This is a genomic window from Pseudanabaena sp. PCC 6802 (assembly GCF_000332175.1).
Lineage (GTDB): Bacteria > Cyanobacteriota > Cyanobacteriia > Pseudanabaenales > Pseudanabaenaceae > PCC-6802.
Genome location: NZ_KB235914.1, coordinates 2,321,977 through 2,335,627, shown reverse-complemented (window position 1 = coordinate 2,335,627; position 13,651 = coordinate 2,321,977). Strand labels below are relative to the sequence as shown.

Below are 13,651 nucleotides of genomic sequence, written 5' to 3'. Positions count from 1 at the left end.
TTTTACCCTCACCTCTAATCCTCTCTCTCAGGGAGAGAGAAAACTAAAGCGGGGGCTACGCCCCTGCGCTCCTTATACCAATTTGCGTAATATGAATTAGATTGATGACATGAAAATGGGAACTCGCAGTCAACAATATCCCAAACTATTTCGCTCCGTAGCTCCCTGGTTGGACGTACTAGCAATTGGGGGATGGGGAATTCTACTCCTCAAATTATGGTTGTTCGACCAACTGAGTCTCTTGGTTCATCCCAACTATTTCTGGATGACGGTTGTGGCGGGATTTTTCTTAGTGGCGATCGCAGCAGCAGAAGCCAGACAAGTCATGCGTCGCCACCGTTCCCAACAAACAGGACAGACAGTTCAGCACGTTACCTTACTATTACCAGGTTGGAGTAGCAGCCTCCTGCTGATTACGGCATTACTGGGACTGATCGTGACACCGCAACCATTTGCTAGCGATACCGCCATCCAGCGCGGCGTAAATGATAGCCTCACGGCTACCCGCGCCGTACCGCAGTCTTTTCGGGCTAACAGTCGATCCGAAGAGCGATCGCTCGTAGATTGGATTCGTACCATCAACGTTTATCCAGAGCCAGATACCTATGTCGGCCAAAAAGCTAAAGTACAGGGGTTTGTGGTCTATCCCAAAGACTTACCAGAACAATATTTCTTAATTTCGCGCTTTGTCATTACCTGCTGTGCCGCCGATGTTTATCCAGTCAGCCTTCCCGTCAAGACCGAGCAAGGACGCTCCGCCTACCCTAGCGATCGCTGGCTGGAAGTAGAAGGTCAAATGATTACTATCGAAAATAACGGCAAGCGTCAACTGGCGATCCAAGCGTCAAAGATCGTTCCGATTTCACCGCCTAGAAATCCATATGAGTACTAAAAGGAATTTCAAATCGCTAACACAACCTCTGGATCGAGCGGCGATCGCAGCAGTTGCAGTCCTGAGTATTTTGATTGCGATCCTCCTGTGGAGCGGCGATCGCACTGCGCCGCTGGTGAGGGATTTTAGTTGGCAAGGGCAGGAAGTAAGCTCTGACGACACGGGTTTCGTATTGACGTTTAACCGCCCCATGAACCATGAGACTGTCGAGAAGAATCTCAAGCTCAGTCCAGAACTCCGTGGGAAATTCAGTTGGGCGGGAAGAAGAATGGCGTATACTCTGCTATCGCCAGCCGTCTATGGCAAATCCTATCAGGTCAAGCTGGAGAATGCCTACGATCGCTTTGCGAACGAAGCCGGAAACCATACGCCGATCCAGCCATTTACTGGCACTTTCCATACTCCTAAGCCCATTTTTGCTTATATTGGTACTGGCGATCGGGAATTGGGGAGATTGGTTGTCTACGATCTCACGAAGAAGTCGAAACAAGTGCTGACACCAGAGAATTTACTGGTATCTGACTTTCGCATTTACCCAGATCGTCAAAGGATGCTCTTTATTGCGACAGAGAAAGCACCAGTCATCGATCCGCTCGACCGCAAGCTCTACACTGTCTCGCTTCAGCCCAAGCCAGAAGTGAAGCTCATTCTAGATAGTAATGAATACCAGAATTTCAAATTCGATCTATCTCCTGATGGCTCAACCATACTGGTTCAGAGACTAAATCGTCTCGTTCCCGGTCAGTACGGGCTTTGGATAATTAAAGATAACCAACCGCCCAAACCACTTGAAAATCAACCTGGTGGCGATTTTACGTTCACCCGCGATAGTAGCTCGATCGCCATCCTTCAAGGGGCAGGAGTAGCGATTCTCCCTCTGGAACCACAGGCGAAACCGCTGGATTTTTTACCTAAATTTGGCACGATTCTCAGCTTTAGTCGGGATGGAGCGCAGGCGGCGATGGTGAAATACGGCAATAACTATACGCGATCGCTCTTCCGCGTCACCAATCAGGGAGTTCAGCAGGAGATTTTTCAAACTAATGGTTCTATTCTCAGCGCCCAATTCGATCCGCAGGCAGAGAACCTTTATTGTCTGCTAACGGATGTCAAGCAGACTAAAGAAACCTATCGCGAATTGCCGTACCTAGCGGTAATTAATCTCAAGACCAGGAATCTAACGCGGCTTCTCGATTTTCCCAACCAGCGCAATCTCCAAATCAGCATCGCTCCCGATGGGCAATATCTCTTGTTCGAGCAAGTTAGGCAGAAAATACCCTCTCCTAAAGACCAAACAGGTAATTCCAGAAACAAGCAAATCAATATACAGGCCGATACCACAGAGGCACAAACTCTGCTGGGAACGGCGGAGATCGAGATAAAACCGCAGCTCAGCCTGTTACCTCTGACATCGATCGCATCTGAATCTGAAGCTCAGCTACTTCCACTATTCGGGATACGCCCTCAATGGTTCCCTTAAGGACTGGAACCGTGAAAGGTTCGCGCAATATTCGCCTTCTGATCCTGACATCAGTTCGATGACTTATAGCGGTTTTCACTTGAGAACGGGTTTTATTGACGGGGTGAAGGGGTTTCACACGGCAGTGGCTCTAGCGGGGAACCCCCAAGACCGCCCTGCCTCCCCTTCTTGGGGGCAACGCCCCCAAACCCCCTGCTCACCTCCGATCTGAAAACCGCTATATCTGCCCTCGCCCTCGAACTTTGCCATCTTTAACTATCTCGATTGGCCCCCCTTAAAAAAGGGGGAAATCCCAAAGCCCCCTTTTTCTAGGCTTTACCTTCCCATAAGGGTAGGGGGTTGGGGATCTGTTTTGCCTAACTCCTGAAAGAGATGGTTATTAACCGCTTCTTTGTTACTTGGCTTGGTACCAAAGTGTTATTACACAGGTTTAAGGGACAATTACTATGTGAGTGGGAGCAAACGTATTAGCATTCTGAGGTGTAATCTGAGCGACTTTGGTAAATGTAGTGCCAGTACCGCCACCATCTCGGTCGAAGTAGAGTCCACCACCTGCTGTGTCGTAGAAGAAGGTAGAAGTACCGATGTTAGCAGCAGGAGCATTCTGTCCCTCTACACTATTTGCACCAGTTGTGAGGAAGAAGCTAACTGGTGCAGCACCAAAAGCCCCTTGACCAGCCACTAGAGAGCCGCCAAAGCCAGATGCACTAATCAGAATGCGATCGAACTCCGTTATGGGTCTGAAGTCAGCGATCGTATCGATGACACCAGGCTCGAAGACATCTAGCTTGAAATAGTCAGTGCCTCGCTCGCCAACCAACGTATCAAATCCACTACCACCAATTAGCAGATCTCCACCTGACTCATCAACCGTATTCCCTGCATCAATAGGAAGAGTAGTAATACTATCGCCACCATTGATACTGTCATTGCCAGCGCCGCCAGCCATAACATCGTTGCCAGCATTACCAGCCAGGGTGTCGTCGTTGACAGTAGATTGGAGCAGAATGCCATTAGCCGTCGTTGCTACGCCAGCAATAGGGGAGAATGTGTCAGGTGTAGGCGCTCCTACCAGGTTCTTACCCTTGATGTTGGCACCAGGTTGACCTTGACCGACAGTGAAGGTAGACGTACCGCCGTTATCACCCGTGTTGACGGTGTCATTGGTGGTGATGAAGCTACCGTTGATAGCGAATAACTGCGATCCTGGTGCCAGTAGCTGCTCTCTAGTTACACCCACGACCGTGATGGTTTGGTTGGCAGGAGTGCCATCGCTAGCTGTGCCCGCAATTGCAATTACCGCTGCGCCAGCCGAGTTGGTGGTAACCGTTACTGTGGCGTTGCGGTCTAGTTGGGAAATTGAAATCGTGTCGCCAGTAGCGAAGTCGAAGATCGTGTCAGAGCCACCAAAGCCGCCTCTGCTGCGTACCACCTGCTCTGCACCAGTAAATGCCACTAGATCTTGCGGTACGGCGGTGAAGAATTGGAACTGGTCGTTGCCAGATTCTCCAAACATGTCGTTGTTGCCTTTGCCACCAATCAGGGTGTCGTTACCGTCCGCACCCAACATGCGATCGCTCCCGTTACCAGCAATTACCACATCATCGCCGATGTCGCCGTTCATTGTGTTGGCATTGGCAACGCTACCGTAGATGGTGTCATTGCCTTGACCGCCAAAGAGGGTGTTCCCACCATTGGTAGAAGCGACTAGCAAGTCTGCGTCCCTATTACCGCCCAAACTGTCAGCACTAAATCCGAAACGAGCGCCCACCAGGGTGTCAGCGCCTTGACCGCCAAACAGGCTGTCGTTGCCGCCTGCGGTTTGGGTTAAGCTATCGGCAAACAGAAGGTCGTTGTCAGCATTACCGTTAAGCGTATCTCTGCCGACGTTACCGATGAGAGTGTCATCGCCTCTGAGACCTCTAGCGTTGTCGCCTTCGGTAGTTGCTAAATAACTGTCGTTAGCATTTGTTCCTGTAAAAACTGCCATTAAATTTTGCACTCCTCAAGTCTTAAGGTATAACCCTGCACGAGCTTAAAAACTTACCACCTTAATCACTACGCATATCACAATACACGCTGAGTAGTTATGCAGTTTTCAGCAATGTTCTGCGCCGAAGCACGTAAAATCGCCTGCAAAGACGCTCCTACATCAGAAATTTTCACAAATTTAAAGAGGCGGTTGCTAATCGCCTCTTTGTAACTTATTCAGATTGCAAAAAACATGAATTATTTATTTACATCCTAAGCAACAATTCCAACTTGAGTAAAGCTGAAAGGATTGCCAAACTGCGGTGTAATCTGAGCTACCTGGGTGTATGTCTTGCCTGTGCCGCCACCATCCTGGTCGTAGTAGAGACCGCCGCCAACAGTATCGTAGTAGAAAGCAGAGGTGCCAATAGCATTGGTGGCATTTTGCCCCTCTACACCACCTGCACCAAGGGTACCAAAGAAGCCAGCTGGTGCTGTAACTAAAACAGCTCGTTGATTGGGAATTAGGGAGCCACCAAATCCAGAAGCACTGATCAAGATTCTATCAATCTCACCAGCAGGAGGAGCAGCAGGCTTGTAATCAGCGATCGTATCAATCACACCAGGCTCAAAAATATCTAGTTTGAAATAGTCGCTACCTGTACCACCAGTCATGGTATCAAATCCTCTGCCACCGATAATCAAATCTACAGGTGCGAGTTCAGCTACACCATCTGCAAAATTACGAGGAGGAGTAATAGAGCTATCGCCACCGTTGAGGATGTCGTTACCATCACTGCCAAACATATAATCGTTGCCAGCGTTACCATTGACGGTATCGTCGTTGACTGTGGTTAACAATACGATGCCATTAGCAGTGGTGGCAGCGGTCGGATCGTCGGTAAAAGTATCAGCCGTAGGACTACCAATCAGATTAGAACCCTTGATATTAGCGCCGGGAGCACCTTGACCAACGGTGAATTTGGATGTGCCACCGTTATCACCTGTGTTGACGGTGTCGTTGGTGGTGATGAAGCTGCCGTTGACTGCAAATAACTGCGAACCAGGTGCCAATAGCTGTTCTCTCGTGACACCAACAACCGTAATCGTTTGGGCTGCTGACGTACCGTCGCTAGCCGTACCTGCAATGGTAATCACCGCCGCGCCAGCAGAGTTGGTGGTAACCGTTACTGTGGCATTGCGGTCTAGTTGGGAAATTGAAATGGTGTCACCAGTGGCGAAGTCGAAGATCGTGTCAGAGCCACCAAAGCCGCCTCTGCTGCGCACCACCTGCTCTGCACCTGTAAATGCCACTAGATCCTGCGGTACGGCGGTAAAGAATTGGAACTGGTCGTTGCCAGCTTCGCCGAACATGTCGTTGTTGCCTTTGCCACCGATGAGGGTGTCGTTACCATCGGCACCCAACATGCGATCGCTACCATTACCAGCTACCAATACGTCATCGCCGAGGTCGCCGTTCATCGTATTGGCATTGGAGACGCTACCGTAGATGGTGTCATTGCCTTGACCGCCAAAGAGGGTGTTACCACCATTGGTAGAAGCGACTAGCAAGTCTGCGTCCCTATTACCGCCCAAACTGTCAGCGCTGAAGCCAAAGCGAGCGCCAACAAGGGTGTCGGCACCTTGACCGCCAAACAGGCTGTCGTTGCCACCTGCGGTTTGGGTTAAGCTGTCTGCAAATAAAAGGTCATTGTCAGCATTTCCGTTGAGCGTATCTCTGCCGACATTACCAATTAAAGTATCGTCGCCTCTGAGACCTCTAGCGTTGTCGCCTTCGGTGGTTGCTAAATAACTATCGTTAGCGTTGGTTCCTGTAAAAACTGCCATTAATATATACTCCTCAAGTTTTGGGGGTTAAAAAGTTCTTGCTCGGGGGTTGCTATAGGTTGCGATGAGGCAGTACAAACCTCGTCATACCATCTAGGGCAATAACTTTGGACGATCGCTTTTGTAGCGCCATTGCCCTAACAAGCAATTAACTAAACAGGTGTAATTTGCACGAAATTAGAAACTTGCCACCTTAAACTTCTAGTAATATCACAATATGTACTAGGTAATTGTGCAGTTTTCAGCAATATTCGGCGTTGAAGCAGCTAAACTTGCCTGCTATAGCGTTTTTCAATTGAGAACAGGTTTTATTGACGGGGTGAAGGGGTTCCACACGGCAGTGGCTCTAGCGGGGAACCCCCAAGACCGCCCTGCCTCCGCTTCTTGGGGGCGTTGCCCCCAAACCCCCTTCTCGTTTTCAGATGAAAACCGCTATAAATGTAGCGATCGCCAGATGGCTACAATACTGCATACATCTTGGATGTTGAATTTGGACTAAACCTGCCCCTCAACCCTAGTGCGATCGCAGATAGGGCAAAGCCATGTGAAAACTCGTAATTGATTTAGCGTCAAGGCTGGTTGCGGCATCACCGGCGGCGATCAGAGCCTGAATTTCATCGGCACTCAAACAAACCACTTCGATTTCCTCGTCATCGTCCTGTGGCGGTGGATTGTCCAGTAGCTCCAGATCCTGGGCGAGATAGGCATGGATGATTTCATCGGAATAACCGGGGCAAATGAAAAAGGAGCCGAGCTTTTGCCAACGATGGGCGCGGTAGCCCGTTTCTTCCTCTAATTCGCGCTGGATCGTATTATCCGGATTTTCGCCTGCCTCTAAAGTTCCGGCAGGGAACTCCAGAAGATAGCGCTGTACGGCAAAGCGATATTGTTTGACCAATAAAAACTTGCCGTCGGCGTTCACCGGAACTGCTAAGCCCGCACCAGGGTGGCGGATGTGTTCGTATTCCCCTTGCGCACCGTTGGGCAACTGGAGGCGATCGACCCGATAGGTGAATTTATGTCCCTGATAATGCAGGCGGTTGTCGAGCAATTTGCTAGGGATTATCCCATCCCCCGATCGCGACTTGGCGTTACTCATTCTCGCCCTCCACTGCTAATTCGCCATCATCTTCTAGAGCTTGCGGTACGAGGGTTACAGCCGCGATCGCATCGTCGGCATCTAGTCTTTGCAACCGTACGCCTTTAGCAGCGCGGGAATAACAGGAGATCGCATCGGTGGATTGGCGCATGACAATGCCGCGATTGGTAACGATCATCAATTGATCGTCAACATTGACTAAACGTAATGCTGCTAACTGATCTTGGCCGGTTTTGAATTTAGTGACGCGCAATCCCTTACCAGCACGCCTTTGGATGCGGAACTGGTCTACAGGCACCCGCTTGCCAAAACCACCCTGGGTCACGACCAGTACCCAAGGGCCTTGGGATTTATCGTTACATTGTTCTAAGGATTCGTCATCGCTTTCCGTAACGGTGGTTTCCAAGATGGGATTTTCTTCTTCTGTTTCCTCTCCTTCAATCTCAGCTAAACCAGCGGGAAGGATATCCATACTGACCAGGCGATCGCCCGCGCTCAGCTTCATAGCGCGGACACCTCTAGTATCGCGCCCCATAGGTCGCAACTGATCGTTATCAGTGCGGAAACGGATGGACATCCCATTTTGGGAGCCAATTATAATCGTGTTGTCTGCTTTGGCACGACGCACCCAGCGCAGGCGATCGCCTTCTTCTAGGGAAATGGCAATCAAGCCATTGGTGCGAATATTGACGAAAGCTGATAGCTTGGTTTTCTTGATATACCCGCCCGTCGTCAGCATGACCAGGTAATCGTCTTCGCTAAACTCGCTAACGGCAATTACAGATGTAATTTTTTCGCCGCTGGCGATCGCCAGCATCTGTACGATTGCCGTACCGCGAGAAGTGCGACTACCTTCGGGAATTTCGTAACCTTTGAGGCTGTAAACTTTACCGCGATCCGTAAAGAAAAGCACGCTGTCGTGGCTGCGGCAGGCAAAGAAATGATCGACGGCATCATCTTCTTTCATGGTGGTGCCAGATTTACCGCGCGTTGCCCGACTTTGTGCCGTAAAGGTATCGAGCGGCAAGCGTTTGATATAGCCTTGCTCTGTGACCAAAACCAAAGTTTCGCGGTTTGCAATTAGATCGGCGGTGTCGATGTCCCCCTCCGCTTGTAGAATCACCGTTTTTCTGGGGGTGGCAAATTCCGCCTTGATCTTTTCCAGTTCCTCTCTGGTAATAGCCAGGACGCGATCGCGATTGGCAAGAATATTGCGCAGGTCAGCAATTTTTAGAACTAACTCATTGTGTTCCGACTCGATCTTGTCAGATTCTAGAGCCGTGAGGCGGCGTAACTGCATTTGCAAGATGGCATCGGCTTGGGCTTCTGACAGACCGTAAGTTTCAATCAGACCCGCCTTCGCAGTAGCAGTATCCTCGGCACCGCGAATCAGGGCAATGACGCTATCGAGGTTGGCAAGCGCAGTTAGTAAGCCTTGCAGCAAATGATCGCGTTCCTCCGCTTTGCGCAATTCGTACTGCGTGCGGCGCGTAATCACCTCCGAGCGAAAATCTAGAAAGACTTGCAGAGCTTCTTTAAGTCTTAACAATCGCGGTTCGCCGTCTACCAGCGCCAGCATGTTGCAACCAAAATTCGATTGCAGGGGCGTACTCTTGTAAAGGTTATTCAGTACGACTTTGGGGTAGGCATCGCGCTTGAGTTCGATGACGACGCGCATACCATCGCGATCGCTTTCATCGCGAATGTCAGAAATGCCATCAATGCGCTTTTCGTTAACCAGTTCGGCAATTTTTTCAATTAGGGCAGCCTTATTCGTCTGATAGGGCAGTTGCGTTACTACTATAGCTTCTCGATCCTGCCGCCCCGATGCGGAAATCGTTTCAAAGTCCGCCACCGCCCGCATGGTAATCGAAGCCCGCCCCGTTGTATAGGTTTCGCGGATGGCTTCTTTGCCGAGGATCAGCGCCCCCGTGGGGAAATCGGGGCCGGGAATATACTGCATGAGGTCGAGATCGCTCAATTGCGGATCGGCAATTAGGGCTACCAGTCCATCTACTAATTCACCCAGATTATGGGGTGGAATATTCGTCGCCATCCCCACGGCAATCCCGGAGGAGCCATTCAGCAGCAGTTGCGGGATGCGAGCAGGCATTACCAACGGTTCCTGCTGCGAGCCGTCGTAGTTATCGCCAAAGTCAACCGTCTCATACTCGATATCCTGGAGCATCCCCTCTTGGGAAACACGGGTGAGGCGGCATTCCGTGTACCGCATCGCCGCTGGCGGATCGTTATCGACGCTGCCAAAGTTGCCATGCCCGTCTACGAGGCGATCGCGCATGGAAAAATCCTGCGCCATCCGCACCAGCGCGTCGTACACTGCCGTATCGCCATGGGGGTGATATTTACCGATTACGTCCCCCACTACGCGGGCGCATTTGCGGAACGGGCGATCGGGGCTGAGGTTCAGCTCGTGCATGGCATAGAGGATGCGGCGATGCACTGGTTTGAGTCCATCTCTAGCATCCGGCAGGGCGCGACCGACGATCACGCTCATGGCATATTCAAGATAAGACCTTGACATCTCACCTCGAAGATCGGTAGGTATAATACGATCCTCTGGGGTATGAGTTGAGTTGGTCATAAATGCGTCCTGGCTCCTTTTAGCACCTTATAATCAAGATCGGGTGCTTATTGGTTATGGTTATATCACCTAACTATTATATTCGACCGCAGAGCACGATCGTCAGATCGCCCAGTTTTCCAAATCGGACAAACAACTCCTCCGCTATGCCCCTTTTAATTAGCAACTAATAGCAGCGGTTCCTAAATGTATGTGTCTAGCAGTTCCAGGCAAAATTCTCAGTATTAGCGGTGATGATGACCTGACGCGATCGGGCAGGGTCAGCTTCGGTGGCGTTGTCAAAGAAGTGAGTTTGGCATACGTCCCCGAAGCGCAGGTAGGAGATTATGCGATCGTGCACGTTGGGTTTGCGCTGTCAATACTAGATGAAACCGAAGCCGAACAAACGCTCCGCGATCTAGCTCAAATGAATGAGTGAGGTGCGAACGAATTCTCATCGTAAAAATCCGTAGTGTAGGGGTAGGTTTTGTACGAGCGCTATTGGCAAAACCGCGATCTCTAGCCAAACCTGCCCCTACCACCCGTAAGTGTTGCGATCGATGGAACAAATTTGACAAGGAGAATCGATATGAAATTCGTTAATGAATTCCGCGATGCCAAGATTGCAAAGCAGCTAGGTAGAGAAATTAGCGCGCTCGCAACTCGTCCCTGGACGATTATGGAAATTTGTGGCGGTCAAACCCATGCGATTGTAAAGTATGGCATTGACGAACTACTACCTAAAGAGATATCGCTCGTTCATGGCCCAGGTTGCCCAGTCTGCGTTACGCCTATAGAAATTATCGATCGCGCGATCGCGATCGCTTCTCAGCCCAATACAATTTTGTGTTCGTTTGGCGATATGTTGCGCGTGCCCGGCAGCGCGATCGATCTGCTATCTGTCAAGGCTACAGGAGCCGATATTCGCGTTGTCTACTCTCCTTTAGATAGTCTGAAAATCGCGCAACAGAATTGCGATCGACAAGTAGTTTTCTTCGCAGTTGGATTTGAGACGACCGCTCCAGCTACTGCGATGACCCTCTATCAAGCAAAAAAATTGGGGCTTCGGAATTTCTCCATGCTCGTTTCCCATGTTCTGGTACCTCCTGCGATGGAGACCATCCTCAGCGCGCTCGACTGCCGCGTACAGGGATTTCTGGCTGCGGGTCACGTCTGCACCGTGATGGGATACAACGAATACGCGCCAATTGCGAAAAAGTACGGTGTTCCCATTGTCGTAACGGGCTTTGAACCGTTAGATGTTTTACAGGGCATTCACATGTGCGTGCGACAATTGGAGATGGAAAAAGCAGTAGTTGAGAACCAGTATGCCCGTTCCGTGCATCAAGATGGCAATGCTAAAGCCATGCAACTAATGAATGAAGTATTTCAAATTGTGCCGCGTCGATGGCGCGGGATTGGTGAAATCCCTGCTAGCGGTTTAGGGATTAGGGATGAATATGCTGAATTCGATGCCGAAAAACGCTTTTCATTAGATTCCATAGTGCGGCATGAGATCCAGCCAAAGGATGCAAATTTATGCATTAGCGGCCTTATTTTACAAGGCACGAAGAAGCCGCATGAATGCTCGGCTTTCGGCATACAGTGCACGCCAGAACACCCCTTAGGAGCACCGATGGTTTCCTCAGAAGGAGCATGTGCGGCATACTATAGATATAGACAGCATTTGCCTAATGCTGACATACAGCCAAGTTGGGTATCTAATAGCTAATGAGGTAGATTGTAAACTATGAACGCAATTGTAAAAGTAACTAATGAAGGTCACCTGGATCTACCTCCAGAGATACGATCGCAACTTAAAGCAGGCGATGAATACAGAGCGATTGTAAAAGTGGATGGTATTGTACTTGAAAAAATCTTCAAGCCACCTGTAGATCTAGATGCATTTCTTCAAGAACTTGAGGAGCTAGAAATAGATCCAAGTCAGCCAGCACTTCAAGAGATTAGCGAGATTGTGAAAGAAGTGCGACAGGAGCTATGGTCTGATTAATAATAACAAATCTGCACACTATAACACCTTGCTTCTGAAAGACTATGGCGTTATCAAAAAATAAATCTGGATCGATTTGGTATGAGAATTGTACTCGATGTCAATGTTTGGATTTCAGGTCTATTGTGGGGAGGAACCCCCAGCCGCTTATTCCGTCTTGCTCGCAACACTCAAATTTCCCTCTTTGTCTCAGATACCCTGCTCTTGGAACTAGAAACTACATTAAGACATGCCAAATTTCAACAACGCTTACAACAGCGGGCTTGTACAGTAGAGACTCTAATGGCTGTCGTGCGAGAACTATCAGAAATATGCCCAACAGTTCCTATCAGGATAGCTGAATTGCGCGATCCTAAGGATAATAAGATTCTAGGTACTGCCTTAAGTGCTAATGCTGAAGCTCTAATTACTGGAGATCTGGACTTATTAGTACTGATTAAAGTAAATGGCATTCCAATCCTGAACCCACAAGACTTTCTCAATCGTTATTACCCGGAGTAAATTCTTTAAAAACGCAGTCTATAAGCAAGCCCTACTTTATGTCAGATCCTACAGATTTCAATTTATCCTGTCCTATTCCTATCCAACAATATCCCCACGTTCTGATGGCGCATGGTGGCGGTGGCAAGCTCATGCACCAGTTAATTTCTCAAATGTTCTTGCCAACATTCGACGTGCCCACATCTCTCCAACACGATGCCGCAGTGTTGGAATTAACTCCTAGTAACCGATCGCCCAAGCTGGCTTTTACAACGGATTCTTATGTCGTGAAACCGTTATTCTTCCCTGGTGGTGATATTGGCGCGCTGGCGGTGTACGGCACTGTCAACGATTTGGCAATGGCAGGAGCGCGCCCGCTTTATCTCAGTGCCAGCTTCATTTTGGAAGAGGGATTGCCCATGTCAACGTTATGGCAAATCATCCAATCCATGCGATCTGCGGCACAAATCGCGAACGTGCAAATCGTGACAGGCGACACCAAAGTCGTGGACAAAGGAAAAGGAGATGGCATATTTATCAATACTGCTGGAGTTGGTATTGTTGAATGCGATCGCATCATTTCATCTCAATCCGTGCGATCGGGAGATGCCATATTACTGAGTGGGGATATCGGTCGTCACGGCATTGCGATTATGGCAGTACGCGAGGGCTTGGGATTTGAGACGACCATCCAAAGCGATGCCGCTCCATTGGCGGATCTCGTTCTGGAACTGCTAGCAGCAGAAATTGAAATCCACATGCTAAGGGATTTAACGCGGGGCGGTCTGGCCAGCGCCCTCAATGAAATCGCCCTTGCTGCTGGGATGAGTATTGAGATTGACGAGAATCTAATTCCCGTACGCGAAGACGTGCAGGGAGCCTGCGAAATTCTCGGCTTCGATCCGATCTACATCGCTAACGAAGGGAGATTTATCGCATTCGTGCCTCAGACGCAAGCAGAAAAGGCTTTAGAGATTATGCGATCGCATAATGCAAGCGATGATTCCAATAGTTGTGCCTGCCAAATCGGCAGAGCGACTGACAATAATACTATGAAAGGCTTGGTAACTATGGTTAGTCGGATTGGTGTAACTCGCATTATCGATATGCTGAGCGGCGAGCAACTACCTCGCATTTGCTGATAAATGAGAAACGGATAGAGATGAGAGAGAAGCGATCGCTCGTTCAATCCAAACCTCTCCCATCTGGTATTCTCAACCTGCAGCGATCGTTGGGCAAGCTTTCCCTAGCAAGGGATATGAGGTTTCGCAAGCTTAGTATTTCTGGTA

11 protein-coding genes are annotated in these 13,651 nt (G+C 49.5%); 7 read left to right on the top strand and 4 right to left on the bottom strand.

Going from position 1 to position 13,651, the window contains the following annotated elements:
• The first annotated feature begins 109 nt into the window (after positions 1-109).
• The gene (locus PSE6802_RS0116225; protein ID WP_019501100.1) at positions 110-892 is read left to right on the top strand and encodes a TIGR03943 family putative permease subunit; all 783 of its coding nucleotides are present in this window, start codon (positions 110-112) and stop codon (positions 890-892) included.
• On the top strand, positions 882-2,372 hold the full coding sequence (locus PSE6802_RS0116220) for a DPP IV N-terminal domain-containing protein (RefSeq protein WP_019501099.1): 1,491 nt from the start codon (positions 882-884) through the stop codon (positions 2,370-2,372). Before PSE6802_RS0116225 ends, PSE6802_RS0116220 begins: the two co-directional genes overlap by 11 nt.
• Before the next feature lie 430 nt (positions 2,373-2,802).
• Here PSE6802_RS0116220 and PSE6802_RS0116215 read toward each other — a convergent pair whose 3' ends face one another.
• The 4 genes from PSE6802_RS0116215 to gyrA form a co-directional block, all read right to left on the bottom strand.
• Positions 2,803-4,362 (bottom strand): calcium-binding protein, encoded by a 1,560-nt coding sequence (locus PSE6802_RS0116215; protein ID WP_026103342.1) that lies wholly within the window; start codon positions 4,360-4,362, stop codon positions 2,803-2,805.
• Between the two features lie 254 nt (positions 4,363-4,616).
• Complete coding sequence (locus PSE6802_RS0116210; protein WP_026103341.1) at positions 4,617-6,191, bottom strand: calcium-binding protein; 1,575 nt, start codon at positions 6,189-6,191, stop codon at positions 4,617-4,619.
• Between the two features lie 514 nt (positions 6,192-6,705).
• Complete coding sequence (locus tag PSE6802_RS0116205; RefSeq protein WP_019501097.1) at positions 6,706-7,290, bottom strand: NUDIX hydrolase; 585 nt, start codon at positions 7,288-7,290, stop codon at positions 6,706-6,708.
• On the bottom strand, positions 7,283-9,892 hold the full coding sequence (gyrA, locus tag PSE6802_RS0116200) for a DNA gyrase subunit A (RefSeq protein ID WP_026103339.1): 2,610 nt from the start codon (positions 9,890-9,892) through the stop codon (positions 7,283-7,285). The genes PSE6802_RS0116205 and gyrA overlap by 8 nt, the downstream gene beginning before the upstream one ends.
• 190 nt (positions 9,893-10,082) lie before the next feature.
• Here gyrA and PSE6802_RS0116195 point away from each other — a divergent pair, with 190 nt between their 5' ends.
• From PSE6802_RS0116195 to hypE, 5 genes are all read left to right on the top strand, one after another.
• Positions 10,083-10,310 (top strand): HypC/HybG/HupF family hydrogenase formation chaperone, encoded by a 228-nt coding sequence (locus tag PSE6802_RS0116195; RefSeq protein WP_019501095.1) that lies wholly within the window; start codon positions 10,083-10,085, stop codon positions 10,308-10,310.
• A gap of 150 nt (positions 10,311-10,460) precedes the next feature.
• On the top strand, positions 10,461-11,603 hold the full coding sequence (gene hypD, locus PSE6802_RS0116190) for a hydrogenase formation protein HypD (RefSeq protein WP_019501094.1): 1,143 nt from the start codon (positions 10,461-10,463) through the stop codon (positions 11,601-11,603).
• Between the two features lie 18 nt (positions 11,604-11,621).
• Positions 11,622-11,882, top strand: a complete 261-nt coding sequence (locus PSE6802_RS0116185) for a hypothetical protein (RefSeq protein WP_019501093.1) — start codon at positions 11,622-11,624, stop codon at positions 11,880-11,882.
• A gap of 81 nt (positions 11,883-11,963) precedes the next feature.
• Positions 11,964-12,383, top strand: a complete 420-nt coding sequence (locus PSE6802_RS0116180; protein WP_019501092.1) for a putative toxin-antitoxin system toxin component, PIN family — start codon at positions 11,964-11,966, stop codon at positions 12,381-12,383.
• A gap of 38 nt (positions 12,384-12,421) precedes the next feature.
• A complete protein-coding gene (hypE, locus tag PSE6802_RS0116175) occupies positions 12,422-13,504 on the top strand; it encodes a hydrogenase expression/formation protein HypE (RefSeq protein WP_019501091.1) in 1,083 nt (360 codons plus the stop codon).
• Positions 13,505-13,651: the final 147 nt, after the last annotated feature.

Bases quoted from the DNA above. Each gene is read 5' to 3' on its own strand.
- hypE (WP_019501091.1), top strand. From the start codon at position 12,422: ATGTCAGATCCTACAGATTTCAATTTATCCTGTCCTATTCCTATCCAA.
- PSE6802_RS0116205 (WP_019501097.1), bottom strand. From the start codon at position 7,290: ATGAGTAACGCCAAGTCGCGATCGGGGGATGGGATAATCCCTAGCAAA.
- PSE6802_RS0116210 (WP_026103341.1), bottom strand. From the start codon at position 6,191: ATGGCAGTTTTTACAGGAACCAACGCTAACGATAGTTATTTAGCAACC.
- PSE6802_RS0116215 (WP_026103342.1), bottom strand. From the start codon at position 4,362: ATGGCAGTTTTTACAGGAACAAATGCTAACGACAGTTATTTAGCAACT.
- PSE6802_RS0116225 (WP_019501100.1), top strand. From the start codon at position 110: ATGAAAATGGGAACTCGCAGTCAACAATATCCCAAACTATTTCGCTCC.
- hypD (WP_019501094.1), top strand. From the start codon at position 10,461: ATGAAATTCGTTAATGAATTCCGCGATGCCAAGATTGCAAAGCAGCTA.
- PSE6802_RS0116180 (WP_019501092.1), top strand. From the start codon at position 11,964: ATGAGAATTGTACTCGATGTCAATGTTTGGATTTCAGGTCTATTGTGG.
- PSE6802_RS0116220 (WP_019501099.1), top strand. From the start codon at position 882: ATGAGTACTAAAAGGAATTTCAAATCGCTAACACAACCTCTGGATCGA.
- PSE6802_RS0116195 (WP_019501095.1), top strand. From the start codon at position 10,083: ATGTGTCTAGCAGTTCCAGGCAAAATTCTCAGTATTAGCGGTGATGAT.
- PSE6802_RS0116185 (WP_019501093.1), top strand. From the start codon at position 11,622: ATGAACGCAATTGTAAAAGTAACTAATGAAGGTCACCTGGATCTACCT.
- gyrA (WP_026103339.1), bottom strand. From the start codon at position 9,892: ATGACCAACTCAACTCATACCCCAGAGGATCGTATTATACCTACCGAT.